20 protein-coding genes are annotated in these 23522 nt (G+C 74.1%); 13 read left to right on the forward strand and 7 right to left on the reverse strand.

Annotated elements, in window-relative coordinates:
• Positions 1–147: 147 nt before the first annotated feature.
• The 10 genes from ET471_RS10125 (at position 148) to deoC (ending at position 10721) form a co-directional block, all read left to right on the forward strand.
• Positions 148–1242, forward strand: a complete 1095-nt coding sequence (locus ET471_RS10125; RefSeq protein WP_129188016.1) for a BMP family lipoprotein — start codon at positions 148–150, stop codon at positions 1240–1242.
• Between the two features lie 156 nt (positions 1243–1398).
• Positions 1399–3096: an ABC transporter ATP-binding protein gene (locus tag ET471_RS10130; RefSeq protein WP_242496239.1), complete on the forward strand. Its 1698-nt coding sequence runs from the start codon at positions 1399–1401 to the stop codon at positions 3094–3096.
• Between the two features lie 29 nt (positions 3097–3125).
• Entirely contained in the window at positions 3126–4391 is a 1266-nt protein-coding gene (locus tag ET471_RS10135; protein ID WP_129190889.1) for an ABC transporter permease, read from the forward strand.
• 52 nt (positions 4392–4443) lie between these two features.
• Positions 4444–5730: an ABC transporter permease gene (locus ET471_RS10140; protein ID WP_129188018.1), complete on the forward strand. Its 1287-nt coding sequence runs from the start codon at positions 4444–4446 to the stop codon at positions 5728–5730.
• A 26-nt stretch (positions 5731–5756) separates the two neighbouring features.
• Complete coding sequence (locus ET471_RS10145; protein ID WP_129188020.1) at positions 5757–6173, forward strand: cytidine deaminase; 417 nt, start codon at positions 5757–5759, stop codon at positions 6171–6173.
• On the forward strand, positions 6170–7468 hold the full coding sequence (locus tag ET471_RS10150) for a thymidine phosphorylase (RefSeq protein ID WP_129188022.1): 1299 nt from the start codon (positions 6170–6172) through the stop codon (positions 7466–7468). The genes ET471_RS10145 and ET471_RS10150 overlap by 4 nt, the downstream gene beginning before the upstream one ends.
• 2 nt (positions 7469–7470) lie before the next feature.
• Complete coding sequence (locus ET471_RS10155) at positions 7471–8433, forward strand: hypothetical protein (protein WP_129188024.1); 963 nt, start codon at positions 7471–7473, stop codon at positions 8431–8433.
• Between the two features lie 73 nt (positions 8434–8506).
• Entirely contained in the window at positions 8507–8845 is a 339-nt protein-coding gene (locus tag ET471_RS10160; protein ID WP_129188026.1) for a hypothetical protein, read from the forward strand.
• A 56-nt stretch (positions 8846–8901) separates the two neighbouring features.
• The gene (locus tag ET471_RS10165) at positions 8902–10017 is read left to right on the forward strand and encodes an adenosine deaminase (RefSeq protein WP_129188028.1); all 1116 of its coding nucleotides are present in this window, start codon (positions 8902–8904) and stop codon (positions 10015–10017) included.
• The gene (deoC, locus tag ET471_RS10170; protein WP_129188030.1) at positions 10014–10721 is read left to right on the forward strand and encodes a deoxyribose-phosphate aldolase; all 708 of its coding nucleotides are present in this window, start codon (positions 10014–10016) and stop codon (positions 10719–10721) included. The genes ET471_RS10165 and deoC overlap by 4 nt, the downstream gene beginning before the upstream one ends.
• A gap of 169 nt (positions 10722–10890) precedes the next feature.
• Here deoC and ET471_RS10175 read toward each other — a convergent pair whose 3' ends face one another.
• Entirely contained in the window at positions 10891–11493 is a 603-nt protein-coding gene (locus ET471_RS10175) for a DUF402 domain-containing protein (RefSeq protein ID WP_129188032.1), read from the reverse strand.
• 195 nt (positions 11494–11688) lie between these two features.
• Here ET471_RS10175 and ET471_RS10180 point away from each other — a divergent pair, with 195 nt between their 5' ends.
• Entirely contained in the window at positions 11689–14601 is a 2913-nt protein-coding gene (locus ET471_RS10180) for a glycosyltransferase family 8 protein (protein ID WP_129188034.1), read from the forward strand.
• 105 nt (positions 14602–14706) lie between these two features.
• On the opposite strand, the gene ET471_RS10185 is transcribed toward ET471_RS10180, so the two are convergent.
• Positions 14707–16470 (reverse strand): phospho-sugar mutase, encoded by a 1764-nt coding sequence (locus ET471_RS10185; protein WP_165350469.1) that lies wholly within the window; start codon positions 16468–16470, stop codon positions 14707–14709.
• A gap of 12 nt (positions 16471–16482) precedes the next feature.
• Positions 16483–17334 (reverse strand): purine-nucleoside phosphorylase, encoded by an 852-nt coding sequence (locus ET471_RS10190; RefSeq protein ID WP_129188038.1) that lies wholly within the window; start codon positions 17332–17334, stop codon positions 16483–16485.
• Positions 17335–17407: 73 nt separating this feature from the next.
• Between ET471_RS10190 and ET471_RS10195 the strand changes: the two genes are divergently transcribed.
• Together ET471_RS10195 and ET471_RS10200 are read left to right on the forward strand one after the other, a co-directional pair.
• Positions 17408–18829 (forward strand): NAD(P)H-quinone dehydrogenase, encoded by a 1422-nt coding sequence (locus tag ET471_RS10195; protein ID WP_129188040.1) that lies wholly within the window; start codon positions 17408–17410, stop codon positions 18827–18829.
• A gap of 9 nt (positions 18830–18838) precedes the next feature.
• Positions 18839–19306, forward strand: coding sequence for a hypothetical protein (locus ET471_RS10200; protein WP_129188042.1), 468 nt, complete (start codon positions 18839–18841; stop codon positions 19304–19306).
• Positions 19307–19388: 82 nt separating this feature from the next.
• Here the strand turns inward: ET471_RS10200 and efeB are convergent, their stop codons facing one another.
• From efeB to ET471_RS10220, 4 genes are all read right to left on the reverse strand, one after another.
• Entirely contained in the window at positions 19389–20708 is a 1320-nt protein-coding gene (gene efeB, locus ET471_RS10205; protein WP_129188044.1) for an iron uptake transporter deferrochelatase/peroxidase subunit, read from the reverse strand.
• The gene (gene efeO, locus ET471_RS10210; RefSeq protein ID WP_242496241.1) at positions 20705–21943 is read right to left on the reverse strand and encodes an iron uptake system protein EfeO; all 1239 of its coding nucleotides are present in this window, start codon (positions 21941–21943) and stop codon (positions 20705–20707) included. The genes efeB and efeO overlap by 4 nt, the downstream gene beginning before the upstream one ends.
• A 44-nt stretch (positions 21944–21987) precedes the next feature.
• Complete coding sequence (gene efeU, locus ET471_RS10215; RefSeq protein WP_129188046.1) at positions 21988–22839, reverse strand: iron uptake transporter permease EfeU; 852 nt, start codon at positions 22837–22839, stop codon at positions 21988–21990.
• Positions 22840–22945: 106 nt separating this feature from the next.
• On the reverse strand, positions 22946–23467 hold the full coding sequence (locus ET471_RS10220; RefSeq protein ID WP_129188048.1) for an NUDIX domain-containing protein: 522 nt from the start codon (positions 23465–23467) through the stop codon (positions 22946–22948).
• Positions 23468–23522 lie beyond the last annotated feature (55 nt).

The raw sequence follows: 23522 nt of genomic DNA on the forward strand, positions 1-23522 counted from the left end.
GAGTTGCGATCTGGTCACGAAGAGACCCGACGTCCTGCGACACCATGCCCGGCGGTGTCAGATCGCTACTAGGGTCGCCACGTGATCAGTTCCGACCGTTCCCGGCGACCTCGGGGCGGTCTCGACCACCGATCTAAGGAGATCAAGGTGAAGAGAGCGACCCAGTTCGCCGCACTTGCCGGCGTGACCGCGCTGCTGCTCAGCGCGTGCGGCCAGGCCCCTGACGAGGCCGGCAGCACCCCGACCGCCGGCGGCGACGGGGGCAACAGCGACTTCGTGGCCTGCATGGTCTCGGACGAGGGCGGCTGGGACGACCAGTCCTTCAACCAGTCCGGCCACGAGGGCCTCCTCCAGGCGGAGTCGGAGCTCGGCGTCACGATCCACGCCGTCGAGTCGTCGGCCCCGACCGACTTCGTCCCGAACGTCAACAACCTGGTGCAGCAGAACTGCAACCTGATCATCGGCGTCGGCTTCAAGCTCGAGGACGCGATCCAGAGCGCGGCCGAGGCGAACCCGGACATCAACTTCGCCCTCATCGACTCGTCGTTCTCCGACGCGGACGGCAAGCCTGTCACGCTCGAGAACGCGAAGCCGATCCTCTTCAACACGGCCGAGGCCGCGTTCCTCGCCGGCTACCTCGCCGCCGGCATGTCGCAGACCGGCACCGTCGCCACCTTCGGCGGCCTCCAGATCCCGTCCGTCACCGTGTTCATGGACGGCTTCTCCGACGGCGTCAAGCAGTTCAACGCCGACAACGGCGCGAACGTGACGCTCCTCGGCTGGGACAAGGACGCGCAGACCGGCTCGTTCTCCGGCGACTTCAGCAACCAGGCCAACGGCCAGAACCTGACCCAGGGCTTCATCGACCAGGGCGCCGACATCATCATGCCCGTCGCCGGCCCCGTCGGCCTCGGTGCCGCCGCTGCCGCCTCGGACGCCGGCAAGACCCTCATCTGGGTCGACTCGGACGGCTTCAAGTCGACCGAGCACGGCTCGATCATCCTCACCTCGGTGATGAAGCAGATCGGCGCCGCCGTCTTCGACGTCATCAAGAACGCCGCCGACGGCAACTTCTCGGCCGAGCCGTACATCGGCACCCTCGAGAACGAGGGCGTCGGCCTCGCCCCCTTCCACGACTTCGAGTCGAAGGTCCCGGCGGAGCTGTCGCAGAAGCTCGACGAGTACAAGCAGAAGATCATCTCGGGCGACCTCACGATCGAGTCCGTGAACTCGCCGAAGTGACCCCTCACGCTGCTCCGGTGGCATGATCCACGACGGCCCGGGCGACCATCGCCCGGGCCGTCGTTCGTTCCGCGTCAGAAGGGGTCCCACGCCCCGTCCGAACTGCCGGAACGCACGGAATGCGGTTCGATGGGTGACGGACGAGGAGGGTTGCCGGTGAAGCTGGAGCTACGCGGGATCACGAAGGTCTTCGGGTCCCTGGTCGCGAACGACCACATCGACCTGGTGATCGAGCCGGGCGAGATCCATGCCCTGCTGGGAGAGAACGGAGCGGGCAAGAGCACGCTCATGAACGTGCTCTACGGGCTCTACGACCCGGACGGCGGCGAGATCCTCGTCGACGACCAGCCTGTCACCTTCAAGGGTCCCGGCGAGGCGATGGCCGCCGGCATCGGCATGGTGCACCAGCACTTCATGCTCGTGCCGGTCTTCACCGTCGCCGAGAACGTCGCGCTGGGCCACGAGCCCGTCAAGGGCGGCGGCCTCATCGACGCGCGCAAGGCCCGCGCCCTCGTCGCGGAGATCTCCGACCGGTTCGGGTTCGAGGTGGACCCCGACGCGATGGTCGAGGACCTCCCCGTGGGCGTCCAGCAGCGCGTCGAGATCATCAAGGCCCTGTCCCGCGACGCGCGCGTGCTCATCCTCGACGAGCCCACCGCCGTGCTGACCCCGCAGGAGACCGACGAGCTCATCGCGATCATGCGCCAGCTCAAGGAGGCCGGGACCTCCATCGTCTTCATCACCCACAAGCTGCGCGAGGTGCGCGCCGTCGCCGACCGGATCACCGTCATCCGCCGCGGCAAGGTGGTCGGCACCGCCGACCCGAGCGCGTCCGAGACCGAGCTCGCCTCGCTCATGGTGGGCCGCTCCGTCTCGCTCGGCGTGGACCGCGCCCCGGCCGAGCCGGGCGACGCGACCTTCCAGGTGCGCAACCTCACCGTCATGGACGCCGTCGGCACCGCCGTCGTCGACGACGTCGACCTCGACGTGCGCCGCGGCGAGATCCTGGTCGTCGCGGGCGTGCAGGGCAACGGGCAGACCGAGCTGACCGAGGCCATCCTCGGGCTGACCAAGCCCGTCGCCGGGTCGATCACGCTCGACGGGCGCGAGCTCGTCGGCGCCGGCGTCGCCGGGGCGCTCGCGGCCGGCATCGGCTACGTGCCCGAGGACCGCAGCACCGACGGCATCATCGGCACGTTCTCCGTCGAGGAGAACCTGGTGCTCGACATGTTCCACGCGCCGCCGTTCTCGCGCGCCGGGGCGCTCGACAAGGCGGCCATCCGCGCGAACGCGGACCAGCGCATCGTCGAGTTCGACGTCCGCACCCAGAGCGTGACCACGCCCGCCGGCACGCTGTCGGGCGGCAACCAGCAGAAGGTCGTCCTGGCCCGCGAGATGTCGCGGCCCCTGCGCCTGTTCATCGCCTCGCAGCCCACGCGCGGCCTCGACGTCGGCTCCATCGAGTTCGTGCACAAGCGGATCGTCGCGGAGCGCGACAACGGCACGCCCGTGATCATCGTGTCCACGGAGCTCGACGAGGTGCTCGCGCTCGGCGACCGCATCGCCGTGATGTACCGCGGCCGCGTCGTCGGCGTCGTGCCCGGTGACACGGACCGCGACGTCCTCGGCCTCATGATGGCGGGCGTCCCGCTCGAGGAGGCGGTGGCGCAGGCCGCCGAGCACCACACCACGCTGGGCGAGGCGGACATCGAGGCCGGGACCGAGGCCGACGTCGAGGCGTCCGGCGAGGCCGGCACAGCAGCGTCCGCCGCGGCCGGCACGGAAGACCCCGGCGAGGCCGGCACAGCAGCGTCCGGCGAGGCCGGCACCGAAGCACGGGAGGGCGACCAGTGAGCGAGGAGCAGCCGCAGCCGCAGGCGCACATGCCCGGGGAGAAGCCGCTCGAGTCCCGCGTCGACGCCGTCGGCCGGAGCGTGCTGCGGCAGATCGTCGAGTCGAGCTGGGTCGTGACGGTGTTCGCCGTCGTCGCCGCGCTCGTCCTCGGTGCGATCCTCATCGCCGCCGCCGACGCGCGCGTGCAGGAGACCGCGGGCTGGTTCTTCTCCCGGCCGTCGGACTTCCTGGGCGCCATCGGCTCGTCCGTCGGCGGCGCCTACTCGGCCCTGTTCCAGGGCGCCGTCGTCAACTTCGGCGGCGGCACGTTCGCGCGCGTGATCCGGCCCCTCACCGAGACCATGACGGTGGCGACGCCGCTCATCTTCGCGGGTCTCGGCATCGGCATCGGCTTCCGCGCGGGACTGTTCAACATCGGCGCGCAGGGGCAGATCATCCTCGGCGCCATCTTCGGCGGCTGGGTCGGCTTCACGCTGGACCTGCCGGTGGGCCTGCACCTGCTGCTCGCCGTGGTCGGCGCCGCCCTCGGCGGTGCGATCTGGGCCTCGGTCGCCGGCGTCCTCAAGGCGACCACGGGGGCCAACGAGGTCATCGTCACGATCATGCTCAACAACGTGGCCGTGTACCTCATCGGCTACCTGCTCACGACGCCGATCCTCCAGCAGCCGGGCAACAACAACCCGATCAGCCCCGCGACGCCCCCGTCCGCCCGGTACCCGCTGCTGCTCGGGTCGCAGTTCCGCCTCCACCTCGGGTTCCTCCTGGCGCTGGCCGCCGCGGTGTTCGTGTGGTGGCTCATGGAACGCTCGACGCTCGGCCTGCGCTTCCGCGCCGTGGGCGCGAACCCGCACGCCGCGCGCACCGCCGGCATGTCGGTGCCGTGGGTGACCGTGTGGGTCATGGCGATCGCCGGCGCCCTGGCCGGGCTCGCGGGCTCCGCGCAGGTGCTCGGCACCGAGACGTCCGGCCTCACCGCGGGCGTCGCCGCGAGCTTCGGGTTCGACGCCATCACCGTGGCCCTGCTGGGCCGCTCGAAGCCGCTCGGCACGGTGCTCGCAGGCCTCCTGTTCGGCGGCCTGCGCGCGGGCGGGTTCGCGATGCAGGCGCGCACGGGCACCCCGATCGACATCGTGCTCGTGGTGCAGTCGTTCATCGTGCTGTTCATCGCGGCGCCCCCGCTGGTGCGCTCGATCTTCCGCCTGCCCACACCGGGCGGACCGACGCGCGCCGAGAAGCGCGCCGCGGCCGCCCAGGCCCGCACCACGTCCGCCACCACGCAGGAGGTCCAGGCATGAACGCCGCCCACGAAGCCGCTCGCTGCGCTCGCGCCGTCGCGGGGGCCCCGGAGTGAGCACCGCCACGGCACCCCGCACCGCCCCGGCCGAGCCGCGCGTCGCGGCGCTCCGGCCGATCTCCTGGAAGCTGCCGATCGCCCTGACGGTGCTGGGCCTCGTCTCCCTGGTCTTCTTCGGCATCCTGCCCGACGGCGGCAAGCAGACGACGTTCCGCATCTCGACGGCGTCCGACCTCTTCCAGATCGACCCCGTGGCCGTCGGGTCGACGTCGACGGCGCTCGTCCTCAGCATCGTCGCCCTGGCGCTCGCGGGGCTCGCCTGGTGGGCCGCCGCGAACCGCCGCAAGCTCGGCGTCTGGCTGCCCGCGCTGTTCGGCGTCCTGTGGGTGCTCGCGTTCCTGTGCTGGGCCGGCGCCGGGAAGACCATCCCGCTCACGGGCCTGCTCTCGGGTGCGCTGTTCCTCTCGGTGCCGCTCGTGTTCGGCTCGATGTCCGGCATCCTGTGCGAGCGCGTGGGCATCATCAACATCGCGATCGAGGGGCAGCTGCTCGCCGGCGCGTTCCTCGCCGCCGTCGTGGCCTCCGCGTCCGGCAACCCCTACCTCGGCCTGGTCGCGGCGCCCGTCGCGGGCGCCCTCGTGGGCCTGCTGCTGGTCATCTTCGCCGTGCGGTACTGGGTGGACCAGATCATCGTCGGCGTCGTGCTCAACGTGCTCGTCATCGGCGTGACCAACTACCTGTTCTCCACGGTGCTGACCAACGACTCCGCGACGTGGAACCGGCGTACGCCGCTCCCCGTCCTGGCGATCCCGGGCCTCTCGGACATCCCGATCATCGGCCCCGTGCTGTTCCGCCAGACGCTGCTCGTGTACCTCATGTACGCGGCCGTGATCCTGTTGCACGTCTACCTGTTCCGCAGCCGCTGGGGCCTGCGCCTGCGCGCCGTGGGCGAGCACCCCAAGGCCGCCGACACCGTGGGCATCCGGGTCAACGTCACGCGCGTCCGCAACACCATCCTGGGCGGCGCCGTCGCGGGCCTGGGCGGCGCGTTCTTCACCGTGGCCGCGGGTCTCGCGTTCGGCCGCGAGATGACCGGCGGCAAGGGCTACATCGCCCTCGCCGCCATGATCCTGGGCCGCTGGAACCCCGTCGGCGCGCTCGCCGCGGCACTCCTGTTCGGCTTCTCGGACAACCTCCAGACGACGCTCGGCATCGTCGGCACGCCGATCCCGAGCCAGGTCATGCTCATGACGCCGTACATCGTCACGATCTTCGCCGTCGCCGGCCTGGTCGGCCGCGTGCGGGCGCCCGCGTCCGAGGGCATCCCGTACAAGAAGTAGCCGTTCCGACCACGAGACGAGGCCTCATGACGGACATCGACTGGGACGGCCTGCGCGCCGCCGCCCGCGACGCCATGACGCGCGCGTACGCGCCGTACTCCGGGTTCCCCGTGGGCGCGGCCGCGCTCGTCGACGACGGCCGCGTCGTCGTCGGCTGCAACGTCGAGAACGCCGCCTACGGCGTGACGCTGTGCGCCGAGTGCGGGCTGATCTCGTCCCTCGTCGAGAGCGGGGGAGGGCGGCTCGTGGCGTTCACCTGCGTCGACGCGCGCGGGGTGACGATCATGCCGTGCGGCCGGTGCCGCCAGCTCCTGTGGGAGCACGGCGGCGCCGCGCTGCTCGTCACGACGCCGCAGGGCGTCGTGCCGATGACGGAGGTGCTCCCGCAGGCCTTCGGCCCGGGCGACCTCGACGCGGTCACCGACCTCAAGGAGAACTCGTGAGCACCGAGCCGTTCGACGCCGTCGACGTCATCCGGACCAAGCGGGACAGGCAGACGCTGTCCGACGCCCAGATCGACTGGGTCATCGACGCGTACACGCGCGGGGCCGTCGCCGACGAGCAGATGTCGGCGCTCGGCATGGCGATCTTCCTCAACGGGATGACGCGGCCCGAGATCGCGCGGTGGACGCACGCCATGATCGAGTCCGGCGAGCGGCTCGGGTTCGAGGCCCTGGGCGTCCCGACGTCGGACAAGCACTCCACGGGCGGCGTGGGGGACAAGATCACGCTGCCGCTGGCCCCGCTCGTCGCGGCGTTCGGCGTGGCGGTCCCGCAGCTGTCCGGGCGCGGGCTGGGCCACACGGGTGGCACGCTCGACAAGCTCGAGTCGATCCCCGGCTGGCGCGCCGACCTCACCAACGACGAGGTGTTCGCCCAGCTCACGTCGGTCGGGGCGGTCATCTGCGCGGCGGGCCCGAACCTCGCGCCCGCCGACAAGAAGCTCTACGCGCTGCGCGACGTCACGTCGATCGTCGACTGCGTCCCGCTGATCTCCTCCTCGATCATGTCGAAGAAGATCGCCGAGGGCACCGACGCGCTCGTGCTCGACGTCAAGGTGGGCTCGGGCGCGTTCATGAAGACGCTCGCCGACGCGCGCGAGCTCGCCCAGACGATGGTGGACCTCGGCACGGACGCCGGCGTCCGGACCGTGGCCCTCCTCACCGACATGTCGACGCCGCTCGGCCTGACCGCGGGCAACGCGATCGAGGTCCAGGAGTCGCTCGACGTCCTCGCGGGCGGCGGCCCGTCCGACGTCGTCGACCTCACCGTCGCGCTCGCCGTCGAGATGCTCGCCGCGGCCGGGCAGCCGCACGGCGAGGACGACGTGCGCGCCGCCCTCGTCGACGGGAGGGCGATGGACAAGTGGCGGGCCATGATCTCCGCCCAGGGCGGGGACGTGGACGCGCCGCTGCCCGTCGCCCGGGAGTCCGAGCAGATCCTCGCGCCCTCCGACGGGGTGCTGTCCCGGCTCGACGCGCTCGCCGTCGGCGTGGCCGCCTGGCGGCTGGGCGCCGGGCGCGCGCGCAAGGAGGACCCCGTGCAGGCGGGCGCCGGCGTCGTGCTCCACGCCAAGCCGGGCGACGCCGTCACGGCCGGGCAGCCGCTCATGACGCTGCTCACCGACACCCCCGAGCGGTTCGCGCGCGCGCACGAGGCGCTCGCCGGCGGCTGGGACGTGGCCGCGCCCGGCACCGCGGTGCCGCGCGGCGCCGTGGTGCTCGACCGGATCGACTGACGGTGCCCGGCAGCCTGCGGCTGACGGACCTGCTGGCGCGGCTGCACGTCTTCACCGGGGCGCCGCCGCAGGTCCGGACCGCGGACGACGCCGGGCTGGACGCTGGCGGGCTGGACGCCGACCGACCCGGCCCGGCTGGGTCTGCCGGGGCGGTCGACGGCACGCTGGCGCGGGTCTTCGCCCCACCGCCCGGTGGGCCCGATGCGGCGCCCGCCGGGCCCACCGCGTCGTCCAGCGGGCTCCGCGCCGCGCTCGCTGGGCTCGGCGACGCCTCGCGGGCATCGGTGCTCGACCCGCTGGGCCTGTCGCGCCCCGCGCCGCCCGTCTTCCGGCCCGCGCCCGTCACGCTGCCGTTCCTCGCCGACGGGGCCGCCCCGGCGGCGCCGGCGTGGGCCCGCCAGGTCGACGAGACCACGTGCGGCGCCGCGGTGCTCTCGCTGCTGGCGATGGCGGGGGACCCGTGGCTGGCGCTGCAGGTCGCCCGGGACCCGGCCCGCCGGTTCGCCGCGCTGCAGCACCGCGTGCACCGCGCGTGCGCGCGCACCGGCCCGGTCCCGTGGCCGCTCCGGCTCGGCACCGCCCCGTGGGCCGCTGCGTCCGTCGCCCGGTTCGGGGACGTGCGGTACACGCACGGGGTCGTGGGCGGGGCCTCGGGCGCGCGCGTGCTGCGCCAGGCGGTCCGGGCGGCGTCGGCGGGCATCCCCGTGCCGCTCTTCACGGGCGGCGACCTCCGCGGGGGCTGGCAGACCGCCGTCCCGCGCCATGTGGTCCTTCTCACGGCGGGCGCCGGGGACCAGGGCGCGGGCGGCGTCGTGCGGGTCTACGAGCCGTCGTCGGCGACGATGCACGCCGTGCCGACGGCGCTGCTCCTCGACCCGGACGCCGCCACGGAGCGCGACCGCGCCGCGCTGACCGCCGCGCTGGGGCACTGGCCGCACGTCGTGTGGGCGGTCCTGCCGCGCTGACGTCCCCGGGTGCGACCGCGACGGGGTGGCGGGAGGATGGGCGGACCACCGCAGCCCGAGCAAGGAGGTCACCATGAGCACCCTGCCCGGCCGCGACGCCTGGCGCGACGCCGGGGTCGCCGAGCCCGACCGGCACGAGCGGGAGGTCCGGGAGGTCGACCCGGACGACAAGCCCGCCGACGACGTCGCGAACCTGCTCGAGGAGGCCCTCCGGGGCCGCGGCACCGCAGTGCGCCCCGACTCGGCCGAGGACTACCAGCCCGGCACCGCCCGCCCCGACCTGGAGGACCGCGCGGCCGAGGCCGACGTCGCCGAGCAGGCCGACGAGGTGCGCGGCCTCGACGAGGACGACGCCTACGCCGCCGACGAGCCGTCGCTGCCCGAGACCTCCGACGAGGACGCCGAGGACTGACGTCGGCGCGTGCCCCTCGCTGCGCCCGTGGCGCGCGGGGCGGTTAGGTTGAGCGCATGACGGACGACCGCCTCAGCCAGGCGAAAGCAGACCTCATCCCCGCTCTGCCGAAGGTCGTGCTCCACGACCACCTCGACGGCGGGCTCCGCCCGCAGACCGTGCTGGAGCTCGCCGACGCCGTCGGCCACCCGCTGCCCGCGCACGACGCCGGCGCGCTCGGCGACTGGTTCCAGCAGGCCGCCGACTCCGGGTCGCTGGTGCGCTACCTGGAGACCTTCGACCACACCATCGCCGTGATGCAGACGCCCGAGGCGCTCGCGCGCGTCGCCAAGGAGGCGGTGCTCGACCTCGCGTCCGACGGCGTCGTCTACGCCGAGCAGCGCTGGGCGCCCGAGCAGCACCTCGCGAAGGGGCTCTCGCTCGCGGCGACCGTGGAGGCCGTGCAGGCCGGTATCGACGAGGGCATCGCCGAGGCCGCGGCCGCGGGCCTGACCATCAAGGTGGGCCAGCTCGTCACCGCGATGCGGCACGCCGACCGCTGGCAGGAGATCGCCGAGCTCGCCGTCGCCTACCGCGACCGCGGCGTCGTCGGCTTCGACATCGCCGGGGCGGAGGACGGGTTCCCGCCGGACCGGCACCCGGAGATCTGGCGCTTCCTCGCCGAGCACGACTTCCCCGTGACGATCCACGCGGGCGAGGCCGCGGGCGTGTCGTCGATCGCGCAGGCCGTCCACCTGGGCCAGGCCGACCGCATCGGCCACGGCGTGCGGATCATCGAGGACATCACGTTCGACGAGTCGTCCCGGGAGGCGACCCTCGGCAGCCTCGCGCACTGGGTGCGCGACCACCAGATCCCGCTCGAGGTGGCCCCGGTCTCCAACCTGCAGACCTCGGCGACGGCGGCCAGGTCCATCGCGGAGCACCCGATCACGCTCCTCAAGGAGCTCGACTTCGCGGTCACGCTCAACACCGACAACCGCCTCATGTCGCGCACGTCGATGTCGCACGAGATGCGCCTGCTCGTCTCCGAGGCCGGCTGGACCATCGACGACCTCGCCGACGTCACCATCGCCGCCGCATGGGGCGCCTTCATGCACCACGACGAGCGCCGGGACCTCGTCGAGAAGGTCATCGTGCCCGGCTACCAGAAGATCGAGGGAGCACAGCTGTGAGCAACGTCCCGACGACGCCCGCGGAGCTCGCGTCGTTCATCGACCACACCCTGCTGAAGCCGGAGGCCACCGACGCCGACGTCGTCGCGCTCGTCGAGGAGGGCGCCCGCCTGGGCTGCTTCTCGGTGTGCGTGTCGCCGACGTTCGTCGCGCTCGCCGTCGCGACCGCGCGGGGGCGCATCAAGGTCGCGACCGTGTGCGGCTTCCCGTCGGGCAAGCACGTCTCGTCGGTCAAGGCCGCCGAGGCGGCGCAGTCCGTCGCCGACGGCGCGGACGAGGTCGACATGGTCATCGACGTCGGCGCCGCGAAGGCCGCCGACTTCGAGGCCGTCGAGGCCGACATCGCCGCCGTGCGCGCGGCCGTGCCGGGCGACCGGCTCCTCAAGGTGATCATCGAGTCCTCCGCGCTCGACGACGACGAGATCGTCGCCGTGTGCCGCGCCGCCGAGGCCGCGGGCGCCGACTACGTCAAGACGTCCACGGGCTTCCACCCGACGGGCGGGGCCACGGTGCACACGGTCAAGCTCATGGCCGACACGGTCGACGGCCGCCTGGGTGTCAAGGCGTCGGGCGGCATCCGCACGCTCACGGACGCCCTCGCGGCGATCGAGGCGGGCGCCACGCGCCTCGGCATGTCGGGCGCGGCGTCGGTGCTCGCGGAGCTGGCCGGCGACACGCCGGCGGCCCCGACGTCGGACTACTGACGGGGCACCCGGACGCCGCGGCCTGGCGCCGCGGACCGTCAGTCGGAGCGTGCGCTCCGGATCGGAACGTGCGTGCCTGGGGTCGTGCCTGCCTCCGAGGCCGACGTTCCGGACGCGAGGGCGGTCGGGTGGGTCGCCGAGCTCGCCGCGCGGCCCGGCACGGACGCGCTCATCGGGCAGTGACGCGTGCCAGCAGGTCCAGCCAGCGGTCGGCCGTCGTCGGGCTGGTGGGCGAGTAGGGGCGGCGCATGCCGTCGAACGGGCGCTCGCCCGCGCCCGCCCGGGCGAGAATGTCGACGGCGTCGGCCTCGACCGTGGCGACCAGGTCCGGCGGGTAGCCGTAGCGGACCTGGTGCGCGGCGAGCTCGTCCTCGTCGTCGAGCCAGATCGTGCCGTCCGCCTGGGTGATGACGTCCAGGTCGAGGTCGGCCATCGTGACCCGCCAGACGCCGTCGACCCGCTCCCACGTCGGGTGCGACGTGAGGCCGACGTAGAGCCGCCGACCCGCTGGGTGGGTGGCGCTGAAGGTCGCCGTCCAGCCGGCGTCCGGGAACAGGACGACCTGTGCGACCTCGGCGGTGAGGGAGCGGCCGGCTCGCGACCAGGTCGTCCCCGCCGGGGCGCCGACCCACGTGCCGAACGCGTCCGTGCCGAGGAAGGGGCCGTCGACCGCCCAGTGCGGGGAGCCGTCGTACCTCGTGTACCGGACCTGGACGAGCTCGCCCGCCCGGATGCGCGGGGCGGTCGGGCCGGGGTCCGGGAGAGCGGTCACAGCGCGACCTTAGCGAGCCGGGCCACATCCGCAGGTTCACGCCCCTGACCTGCGGCGATACGGCGCCGTTCGAGACGTTTCCTGGACGTCATCAGCGTGGCCTATAGTTCGGCCACCGGACACACCGGCGCACTGGTCACGCAGGCGCAGCGGACGACGGCATCCCCTCAGGTTCTACCGCCAAGGAGCACACCCATGCCCCTGTCCTTCCGCCCTGTCCCGGACTCCGAGCCCGGTCTCGACGACGTCGACGTCGTCGCGCCCGACGACGTCGCGGAGGCCGACGCCGCCGAGTTTGGCCAGGTGCTCGCCGACGCGCTCGCCATCGACGCCCCGGCGCCCGACACGCTCGCCGCCTCGGCCGTCGACGCGCTCGCCGCCCCGGCCGTCGACGCGCCGGAGCACGCCGTGCCCGTCGCCGACGCCGCACCTCTCGCCCCGGCCGCCGTGCTCGGCGACGCGCTCCTCGCGCGCGAGCCGTGGGCCGCCCCGACGTGGGCGTCCGACCGCCCGTTCAAGGTGCCCGGCGGCGACGCCGAGGGCGCCGAGGGGCCCGCCGCCCCGGCGGAGGCCCCGGCCCCCGTCGTCAAGCCCGTCCCCGCCGCGACCACGGCCGCCGACCTGGCGCTCGCCGCCGCGCTGCGCCGCGGGCTGCCGCTCGACGAGGCCGTCGTCGCCGTCGTGCGCGACGCCGACAAGGCCGCCTCCGCGGACCTGCGCGCCCTGTGCCACGGCCTCGCCGACCAGCCCGCGACCCGCACGGCCGGCGTCGTCGGATCCGGCGTCCTCGCGCTGCGCTCCGGCATCCGTGACCTGGCCTGGGACCTGCTCAGCAGCGTCGACCCGGCCGACGCCGGGCGGCTCGCGCCCGCCGAGTACCTCCGCGCGGGCATCGCCGCGCGCGCCGTCGAGGCGCTGCACCACGCCGCGCTGTGGGTGTGCGACGGGGTCGTCGCCGACGCCGCGACGCTGCTGGAGCTGGCCAAGTGCTTCCTGGCGGCCGACGAGCCCGCCGCCGCGCGGGAGGCGAGCCGCGCCGCGCACGTCGCGCTCGTCGACGCGCCCGACGCCGCCCTGGCCGCGAGCCTCGACTACCTCGACCCGTGGGTCGAGAAGGCGCTCGGCGTGCGCACCGGCACCGCGCAGGCACCCGAGGTGCCCGCGGGCCACGTGTCGTTCGCCGTCATCGACTACAAGGCGCCCGACGAGCGCGTGTCGTCGTCGAACATCGGCGACAACGTCCAGACGATCGCCTCGCTCACGCACCTGCTGCGGCACGAGGGCGTGCGCCTGCACGCCGCCGGGGAGGCGACGGGCGAGGCCCGGGCCGAGAACGTCGAGCTCACCGAGGCCATCCGCGAGCTGCAGGGCCGCGTGCGCCCCGAGCACGCGCTCGCCGGACCGGAGGGCGGCGTCGACGTCGACCTGACGGTCGTCCAGCGCGACGTCACGCACCTGGACCTGGTGCCCGAGGGCACGTGGATGCTGGCCTTCGGCTGGTACATGCACAACCAGTTCGACCTGCGGTTCGACTTCCCGTTCCACGAGAACCTGCAGCCGATCTTCGTGAGCTTCCACGTCAACAAGCACGCCATCCTCACGCCCGCCGCGGTCGAGTACCTCAAGGCGCACGGGCCGATCGGCTGCCGTGACTGGACCACCGTGCACCTGCTGCTCAACGCGGGCGTCCCGGCGTTCTTCAGCGGCTGCCTCACGACGACGGTCAACACCGTCTTCCCGGCCGGCTACGTGCCCGCCGGCGCGGGCGCGCCCAAGGCGTACGTCGACGTCCCGGCCCACGAGGACGGCGACTACATCACCCAGCAGTACCCGGCCGTGCGGGGCGCCTCCGCCGCGGCGAACCTGCGCGAGGCCGTGCGCCTGCTCGACTCGTACCGCACCCACTACGGGCAGGTCGTCACGAGCCGCCTGCACTGCTTCCTGCCGTCGTGGTCGATCGGCGCGAACGTCGACTTCCGGCCCAAGAACGACGCCGACATCCGGTTCGCGGGCATCCTCGACGCCACCGAGGCCGACCGCGTCGCCATGCAGGAGCGCATCCGCCGCGTCGTCGCCGCCGCCATGACGCAGATCCTCGCCGGCGCCTCGCGCGACGAGGTGTACGCCGCGTGGCGCGAGGCCGTCGCCCCCGAGGTCGAGCACGCGCGCCACGTCCACGCCGAGGCCGTGCCCGCCGTCGTCGGCGCCATGGACGTGGCCGCGCAGGTGGCGCGCGTGCGCGCCACGCGCACCGTCGTCGAGGCCGTCGCGCCGCGCTCCGCCGAGGCCGGGACCCAGGTCGAGGTCGCCGTCGCGCTCGACGGGAACCTGCGCTCGCAGATGGAGGTCGTCGTCGCCGGCGTCGTGCGCAACACCGCGCGGCCGGTGCGCGTGCACGCGCTCACGCGCGAGCACACCGGGGCCGACCACGCCCGCCTCGCGGCCCTGTTCCCCGAGGTCACCTTCGAGTGGTACGCGTGCGACGACGTCGACTACGGGCCCGTGCTCGGCATGCTCAAGCACATCACCGTGGCCACCATGGACCGGCTGCTGCTGCCCGACCTGCTCGACCACGTCGTGCGCGTCATCTACCACGACCTCGACGCGCTCACCGTGACCGACCTGGGCGAGCTGTTCGACCTCGACCTCGCGGGGGCGCCCCTGGCCGCCCGCCCGTCGGTGTCGTACAACTACCGCGCCGGCATCGGCAACGTCATCCGCTCCACGCGCCTGCTCTCGCACGACGCCGCCGCGGCCCGCGACCTCGTCCGCCTGACGACGCAGCGCCACCACTGGGGCTACCGCTCGTTCAACGCGGGCATCCTGCTGCTCGACCTCGCGGTCATGCGCGCCGACGGGTTCACCGAGGAGTTCGTGCCCTACGCCGAGCGCTTCGGGCTCAACGACCAGGACGTGCTCAACCAGTACGCGGGCTCGCGCTACGTGCCGATGGACGCACGCTGGAACGCCTGGCCGACGCAGGAGGTCGTCACCGACCCGGCGCTGATCCACTGGGCGGGCCCCGTGAAGCCGTGGGACGCGCAGCGGTACATCCACGCCAAGGACGCCTGGCAGGCCGCCGAGGGCTGGCTGGCGGCGCGCCGCTGACCTGCCCGGCCGTCCCGCGCGGAGTCGCAGGACCAGGACCGTCGAGTCCGGGTTCTACGGCTCCGCGCAGACGAGGGCCGGGTCGCGCGTCGCGATGGCGGGGCCCTACAGGCCCAGCGCCCCCGCGATGTCGTGCTTGAGCGTGGCGAGCGTCTTGCGCGCCTGCTCGCGGGCGACGCCCACGGCGTCGACCGAGGCGTCCGACGGGACGTCGCGGACCACCTCGAGGTAGCACTTGACCTTGGGCTCCGTGCCCGACGGGCGGACGATGACGCGCGTGCCGTCCTGCGTCAGCAGGCGGACGCCGTCCGTCGGCGGGAGCCCGTCCGCGCCCTGCGCGAGGTCGAGGACGTCGACGACGGGGGAGCCGGCCAGCAGTGTCGGCGGCTCGGCGCGCAGGCGGGCCATCGCGGCGGGGATGCCGGCGAGGTCCTCGAACCGCACCGAGAGCTGGTCGGTGAGGTACAGCCCGTGCTCGCGCGCCAGGTCGTCGAGCTTGTCGACGAGCGTCAGCCCGGACGCCTTGAGCCGGTTCGCGAGCTGCGCCACGACGAGCGCGGCCGAGATCCCGTCCTTGTCGCGCACCCGCTCCGGGTCGACGCAGTAGCCGAGCGCCTCCTCGTAGCCGAACACGAGGCCGGGCGTGCGCGAGATCCACTTGAACCCCGTCAGCGTGGTGGCGTGGGCCAGCCCGTGGCGGGTCGCGATCGCGGCCAGGAGCCGGGAGGAGACGACGCTGTTCGCGAGGACGGGGAGCGCGTCCCCGGCCTCGCCCGCCGTGAGGCGCGAGGCGATGTCGTCGCCCAGCAGCGCGCCCACCTCGTCGCCGTGCAGCATCCGCCAGCCCTGCGACGTCGCCGTCTCGGCGCCCTGGTAGGTGCCCAGCCGCTTGTCGTGGACGGCGACCGCGCACCGGTCGGCGTCGGGGTCGTTGGCGATGACGACGTCGGCGTGCGCGTCCTGCGCGACGGCGATCGCCATGTCGATCGCGCCCTTCTCCTCCGGGTTGGGGAACACGACGGTGGGGAAGTCGGGGTCGGGGATCCGCTGCTCCTCGACGGGTGTCACGCGCGCGAACCCGGCCTCGGCGAGCACGCGGCCCAGCACCTGCCCGCCGACACCGTGCAGCGACGTCGTGACGATGCGCAGGGTGCGCGGCACGTCGTCGCGCAGCGCGAGCGCGGCCTGCACGTAGTCGTCGACGATCGACAGGTCGAGCACCGTCCAGCCGTCGTCGGCGCGCGGCACGGCCGCGGCCGGCCCTGCGACGGCGATCTTCTCCGCGATGAGCGCGTCGTACGGCGGCACGATCTGGGCACCCTGCCCGGCGTCCGTGACGACGCGCCCGCCCAGGTAGACCTTGTAGCCGTTGTCCGCGGCAGGGTTGTGCGACGCCGTGACCATGACGCCGGCGTCGGCGCCCAGGTGCCGCACCGCGAAGGACAGCACGGGCGTCGGCAGGGGCGCGGGCAGCGTCAGCACCTCGGCGCCCTGCGCGGTGAGCACCGCCGCGGTGTCGCGCGCGAAGTCCGCCGACCGGTGCCGGGCGTCGAAGCCGACGACGACGCGCGAGTGGGCGCCCGGCAGCGCGTCACGCAGGTACGCGCCCAGGCCGGCGGCCGCGCCGATCACCACGGCCCGGTTCATCCGGTTCGGGCCGGCGGCCATGGCCCCGCGCAGCCCGGCGGTGCCGAACTGGAGCGTGGCCGCGAACCGGTCGCGCAGCTCCGCCTGCGCGGCCACCGCCCCCGGCGCGCCGCCGCGGGCGCGGTCCACGAGCGCCCGGAGGTCGGCCTTGTCGGCGTCGTCGACGTCGTCGCGCTCCCAGGCGGCGGCGGCGTCGAGCAGGGACTGCAGCGCGTCGGTCACCACGGCCTCCGGTCAGACGAGCTTGACGATGCGGGCGAGCAGGTCGCTGATCACGGGCCCGGCCTTGGCGCCCGCCTCCAGCACCTCCTCGTGCGAGAGCGGCTGCGGGCTGACCCCCGCGGCGAGGTTCGTCACGAGCGACATGCCCAGCACCTCCATGCCGCAGTGCCGGGCCGCGATCGCCTCCAGCCCCGTGGACATGCCCACGAGGTCGGCGCCGACGATCCCGGCCATGCGCACCTCGGCCGGCGTCTCGTAGTGGGGGCCGGGGAACTGGGCGTAGACGCCCTCGGGGAGCGTCGCGTCGACGCTGTGGGCGAGCTGGCGCAGCCGCGGCGAGTACAGGTCGGTCAGGTCGACGAACGTCGCCCCCTCCAGCGGCGAGCGTGCCGTGAAGTTGAGGTGGTCCTTGAGGAGCACCACCTGGCCCGGCCGCCACGACACGTGCAGGCCGCCGCAGCCGTTCGTCAGCACCACCGTCGTCGCGCCCGTGGCCGCCGCCGTCCGCACGCCGTGGGCCACGCGCCGCACGCCCTTGCCCTCGTAGAGGTGGGTGCGCGAGCCCAGCACCAGCACGTGCCGCGTCGAGCCGTCGGCGCGCTCGACGCGGATCGACCGCGTCGTGCCCACGTGCCCCGCGACGGACGGCTTCGCGAACCCGGGGATCTCGTGCGAGGGGATCTCCGCGACGACGTCGCCGAGCAGCTCGGCGGCCCCGCCCCAGCCCGACCCCAGCACCAGGGCGACGTCGTGCCCCTCGACCCCTGAGACGCGGGCGATGTGCTCCGCGGCGGCGCGGGCGACGTCGAACGGGTCGGTCGCGGGATCGTCGAGGTCAGGCACGGAGGGCACGTTGCTGCTCATGGTCCGAGGCTATGCGTGCGCGGCCCGTGCTGCTGCCTGAGGGGGCGCGGCGTGGTGCCCCGTGGCTGCGACAATGGGCGCCGTGCATGACGATCTGACGCAGCGTGACGTCCGGGGCGGCCAGCGGGTCGTGGTCCTGGGCGGTGGACCGGGCGGCTACGAGGCCGCCCTCGTGGCCCGGAGGCTCGGCGCCGACGTCACCGTCGTCGAGAAGCAGGGGCTCGGCGGCGCCGCGGTGCTGACCGACGTCGTCCCGTCCAAGACGCTCATCGCCACCGCGGAGTGGCTCACCATCGCGGAGAGCGCGCCCGAGCTCGGCATCCGCGACGGCGGCGACGGGCACTCCGTCGACCTGTCCGCCGTGAACACGCGCGTGCTGGCGCTCGCGGCCGCGCAGTCGGCCGACATCCGGGCGCGGCTCGACCGCGAGGGCATCGAGATCGTCACGGGGGAGGGACGGCTGGACGGCCCGTCGCGCGTCGTCGTCGGTGACACCGCGCTGGACGCCGACGCCGTCCTCGTCTCCGTCGGCGCCACCCCGCGCACCCTGCCGACGGCCGTGCCCGACGGCGAGCGGATCCTCACCTGGACGCAGCTCTACGCGCTCGACGCGCTGCCCGAGCGGCTGGTCGTCGTCGGGTCCGGCGTCACGGGTGCCGAGTTCGCGGGGGCGTACCGGTCGCTGGGCAGCGAGGTCGTGCTGGTCTCGTCGCGCGACCGCGTGCTGCCCGGCGAGGACGAGGACGCCGCCGAGCTGCTCGAGGGCGTGTTCCGCGGGCGCGGCATGGAGGTGCTCTCCCGCTCCCGGGCGGCGGGCGCCACGCGCACCGCGACGGGCGTCGAGGTCACGCTCGACGACGGGCGGGTCGTCGAGGGGTCGCACGTGCTCGTCGCGGTCGGCGCCGTGCCGGCCACGCGGGGCATCGGGCTCGAGGAGGCGGGCGTCGCGCTGAGCGGGTCCGGCCACGTCGTCGTCGACAAGGTGTCGCGGACCACGGCTCGCGGCGTCTACGCCGCCGGCGACTGCACTGGGGTGCTGCCGCTCGCCTCGGTCGCCGCCCAGCAGGGCCGCATCGCGATGGCGCACGCGCTGGGCGACGCCGTCGAGCCGCTGCGGCTCGGCACCGTGGCCGCCAACATCTTCACCGCGCCGGAGATCGCGACCGTCGGCTACAGCGAGAAGGCGCTGCGCGCCCGGGACGCGCGGTACGTCACGACGACGCTGCCGCTGGCCCGCAACCCGCGCGCCAAGATGCTGGGTATGCGCGACGGGTTCGTGAAGCTCTTCGCGCACCCCGAGGCGGGCGTCGTGCTGGGCGGCGTCGTCGTCGCGCCGCGCGCCTCGGAGCTCGTGTTCCCCATCACGCTCGCGGTCTCGCACCGCCTCACCGTCGACGACGTCGCCGGGGCGTTCACGGTGTACCCGTCGTTGTCGGGCTCGATCGCCGAGGCCGCGCGGACGCTGCACGGGCAGGCCGCCCGGGTCGAGGCGTAGGTTCGACGGGTGCTGATCCGACTCACGCCCGCCGAGGCCGTCGCCCTCGCCTCGATCGGCGGCGCGGGCCTGCCGCCCGCCGTCACGTCCGTGGCGGCCGAGGGCTCCGTCGTCCGCGTCACGGCCGACCTGCGCCGGCTCGACGACCTGCCCGGGCCGCTCAGGCTCGCGGCGCGGCTGGCGCCGGTCGTCCGGGCCGACGTGCGCGTCCTGGGCTTCGCGGCCGGGGTCGCGACGCTCGGCGTCGAGGTCAACGCGGCCGGCCTGCCCGTGGGCAAGCTGCTCGGGTTCCTCGCCTCGCCGCTGGAGCACCTGCTGGCGAGCAAGGGGCTGCCGCGCAGCGCCGTCGACATCCGGCAGGACGGCACGGTCGCCGTCGACGTCGAGGTGCTCCTGGCAGAGAGGCTGCCGGGGCTCGACGTCACGAGGGTGGCGGTGGAGGGCGGCGAGGTCGTGGTCGAGGCGTCGGTCGGCTGACCGCCCCTCCCTTTCGATGTAGTACCTCGTTGCGTTCTGGGCGCCGGAGCGCAACGAGGTACTACGCCGAAAGGGGAGGGGGTCAGGAGTCGAAGAGGGCCTGGCCCACCCAGCCGCCGTCGCGCGTGCCCGGCGGGACCGCCCACAGGCCCGAGCCCGTGTGGCGCAGGTACTCCGAGAGCAGGTCGTTCTTGGCGAGCGCGTTCTGCATCGGGACGTAGTGCGTGGCCGGGTTGCGCACGAACGCGAGGAAGAACAGGCCCGCGTCGAGGCGCCCCAGGCCGTCCGAGCCGTCGGTGTAGTTGTAGCCCCGGCGCAGCATCCGCACCCCGCCGTTGGCGTCCGGATGGGCCATCGCCACGTGCGACGCCGGGTCGATGAGCGGCTGGCCGCCGTTGCCCTGGCGGGCGAAGTCGGGCTCCGTGCCCTCCTTGCCGCCCGAGAGCGGGGCGCCCGAGCCCTTGGTGCGGCCGATGATCGTCTCCTGCTCGTGCAGCGACCCCCGGTCCCACGTCTCGATGTTCATGCGGATGCGGCGGGCCACCAGGTAGGAGCCGCCCGCGAGCCAGGCGGCGTCCGGGTCGTCGGCGCCGGCGACCCAGACGTGCTCGTCGAGCGCTGCGGCGTCCTCCGCGAGGATGTTCGCTGTGCCGTCCTTGAAGCCGAAGAGGTTGCGCGGCGTGGCCTGCGCCTGGGACGTGCGCGACGTGCGGCCGTAGCCGAGCTGCGACCACCGCACCTGGGCCGTGCCGAACGCGATCCGAGCGAGGTTGCGGATGGCGTGGACGGCCACCTGCGGGTCGTCGGCGCAGGCCTGCACGGCCAGGTCGCCGCCTGTGCGGGCGTCCTCCAGCATGTCGCCGGGGAAGTGCGGCAGGTCCTCCAGCAGCGCGGGGCGGCGGTCCGCGAGCCCGAACCGGTCGTCGAAGAGCGACGGACCGAAGCCGAACGTGATGGTCAGGTTGGCGGCGCTGAGCTCCTGGGCCTCGCCCGTGTCGTCCGGCGGGGCCTCGTACGGGCCGCTGACGGGGCCCAGCTCGCCCGCGGGCAGGCCGCGCGTCATGCGCTCGGCCGCGACGGTCCATCGCTGGAGCAGGTCGACCAGGTCGTCGCGCGACGTCGTCGTGAGGTCGAACGTGGCGAAGTGCAGCCGGTCCTGCGCGCGCGTGGCGATGCCCGCCTGGTGCGTGCCGTGGAACGGGACGACGTCGGACGCCGGCGCGGGCGCGGCGGGCGCCGCCGTCGCGCGGCCCGTGCCCAGGCCGCCCGCGAACCCCGCGGCGAGCGCGGCGAGGCCGGCGCCGCCGAAGCCCAGCAGCGAGCGGCGGGAGACGCCGGACGCGGCGGAGCCGCCCTCCGCCGGGTCGGCGGGGGCGGCTGCGCCGTGGTGCGGGTCGGTCACAGGACCACCGCGGAGGTCAGCTTGCTCAGCGGCTCGCTCAGGGCGTCGACCGCCGCGGCGAGCTCCTTGACCTGGGCCTCGCTCAGGTCGGTGTAGGAGACGAACCCGTCGCCCTGCTTGTACCCGTCGAGCAGCGTCTGCAGGGCGCCGAAGCGGGTGTCGAGCTGGTCCGCCAGGGCGGAGTCCTTCGCGGTCACGACGTCGCGCAGGTCCTCGAAGGCCACGCGGGCGCCGTCGACGTTGGCCTGGAAGTCCCACAGGTCGGTGTGGGACCAGATCTCCTCCTCGCCGGTGACCTTGCCCGTGGCGACCTCGTCGAGCAGGCCCTTGGCGCCGTTGCCGATCGCGGCGGCGTCGATGGTGGCGGGGAAGTCGTCGGCGTGGACGCGGTCGCTCAGCTCCTGGGTGTCGGCGAGCAGTTGGTCGGCGTACTGCGTGCGCTGCGCGTCGGTCAGCGGCGTGTAGGCGACCCCGCCGTTGGCGTCGGGCTGCGGCTGCCACAGGTCCTTCTCGAGCAGGTGCCAGCCGGTCCACTCCTGGTCCGCCTCGAGGTCGGCCTCGCGCAGGTCGGTGCGCGGGTCGAGGTCGCCGAACGACTCCGCGACGGGCTCGATGCGCTCCCAGTGCGCGCGGGTGGGGGCGTACAGGTCGCGGGCCGTGGCGTCGTCACCCGCCTTGTAGGCGGCGACGAACTCCTGGGTGCCGGCCAGCAGCTGCTCGGTCTGGTCCTTGACGTAGGCGACGTACGACGTCGTCGCCGCGGCGATCTGGTCGGCGATCGCGCCCGTCGGGGCGACGTCGGCGCCCGAGTCCGTGACCGTGAACGGGGCGCGGATGCCGTCGCCCACCATGCCCGGCTTGCAGGCGGTCTGGTACGACCCCGGCTTGGCCGTGAGCACCAGGTCGCGCGACAGGCCCGGGCCGATGTTCTCGACCTCGCTGACGATCCGCAGGCCGTCCTCGGCGAGCAGGTAGAACTCCGTGACGTCGTCGCCGTCGTTGGTGACCTTGAAGACGACGTTGCCCGACGGCGCCTCGGCGGCCGAGAGCGTGCAGGCGTCGGCCGTGCTGCTCACGGTGACGGTCGCAGGGCCGCCTGCGGAGGCGTCGTCGCCGGCGGCGGCGGCCGGGTCGTTCGGCGTGCAGGCGGCGGTGGCGAGCGCTGCGGCCGCGAGGGCGGCGAGCGGGAGCGAGCGCGTCAGAGCGCGCGGGAGCGTCAGGGTCTTGCGAGGCACGATGATCCTTCGGGTCGGACCGGGAGGGTGACGGGGGAGGGAGGTCAGGCGGCGACGGCCTGCGGGGCCGTCCGGGCGGGCGCGGCCGGCTTGGGGCTGCCGAACGCCGTGCGGACGAACAGGTACAGCGTCGGCACCGCGTACAGCACCCAGGCGACGGCCTGGAGCCACGTGGTGGCGGGGGAGAAGTTGAAGACGCCCTTGAGGAGCGTGCCGTACCAGGACGACGGCGGGACCTGCGCGGAGACGTCGAAGGCGAGGGCGTACAGGCCGGGCAGGATGCCGGCCTCCTGGAGGTCGTGGACGCCGTAGGCGAGGACGCCGGCGGCGATGACGATCAGGAGCACGCCGGTCCAGCGGAAGAACGTGCGCAGGTTGAGGCGCAGCGCGCCGCGGTAGACGAGCCAGCCGAGCACGACCGCCACGGCGAGGCCCAGCACGGCGCCGAGCAGCGGCCGCGTCGAGGCGCCGGTGGCCTGCGCCCCGGCCCACAGGAAGAGGGCCGTCTCGAGCCCCTCGCGCCCGACGGCGAGCAGCGCCATGACCGCGACGGCCCAGCGGCCGGCGTCGACGGCCTCGTCGAGCTTGTGCTCGAGGTTGCCCTTGAGGAACCGGGCCGTCTTGCCCATCCAGAAGATCATCCAGGTGATGAGCCCGACGGCGACGATCGAGAGCGTCCCGCCGATGGCCTCCTGCGCCTCGAACGACAGCCCCTGGGGGCCGAACGTGAGCAGGGCGCCGAACCCGAGCGAGACGGCCACGGCGACGCCGATGCCCACCCACAGCTGCGGCAGACGGTCGCGGCGCTCCGACTTCACCAGGTAGGCGACCAGGATCCCGACGACCAGGGCGGCCTCGAGGCCCTCGCGCAGGCCGATGAGGAAGTTGGCGAGCATGTCACTCCTGGAGACGTCCCCGGCGGGGATAGGTGAGCCTTACCTGACGACAGGACCGCACGCTATACGAGCCAGGTCGAATTCCACAACACGCCCGTGTGGTAATTCACGCGCCGGGGCGGCTCGGCGCCTCCAGCAGGGCCAGAAGCCCAGGCAGCGCCGTCGCGAAGGCCGGCAGGAGCGGCAGGCGGTCCGTCTTGCGCACCGAGACCCACCGCACGTCCAGGCTCTCCAGGTCCGTCACCGCAGGCTGGAGGTCGACGCCGTCGCGCACCTCCGCGACCACGGTCGTGTACCGCCACACGCCGTGGTCGAGCACGTGCCGGCCGACCACGCGCACGAGCCCCGCCGCGATGCCCGCCTCCTCCGCCGACTCGCGCAGCGCCCCCGTCACGGCGTCCTCGCCCGCGGCCAGCGCCCCGCCCGGGATGCCCCACGTGCCGCCGTGGTGCGACCACAGGGCCCGGTGCTGCAGCACGACGTCGGAGACCACGCCGCCGGGCGACCGGCGTGCCAGCAGCAGCCCCGCCGCCCCGTACAGGCCCCAGTGGCGGTGCTCCGCGTCCCCGAAGGAGCACGCGACCCAGCCGTCGCCGTCGTGGCGGTGGTGCGGGCCGGGGCTGGGCATGGCGCCAGGCTAGTCGGACCCCTCGACATCTCGGGCCGCACGGACGGGTGACCGA

The organism is Xylanimonas protaetiae, from assembly GCF_004135385.1.
In the GTDB taxonomy this organism is placed as follows: Bacteria; Actinomycetota; Actinomycetes; order Actinomycetales; family Cellulomonadaceae; genus Xylanimonas; species Xylanimonas protaetiae.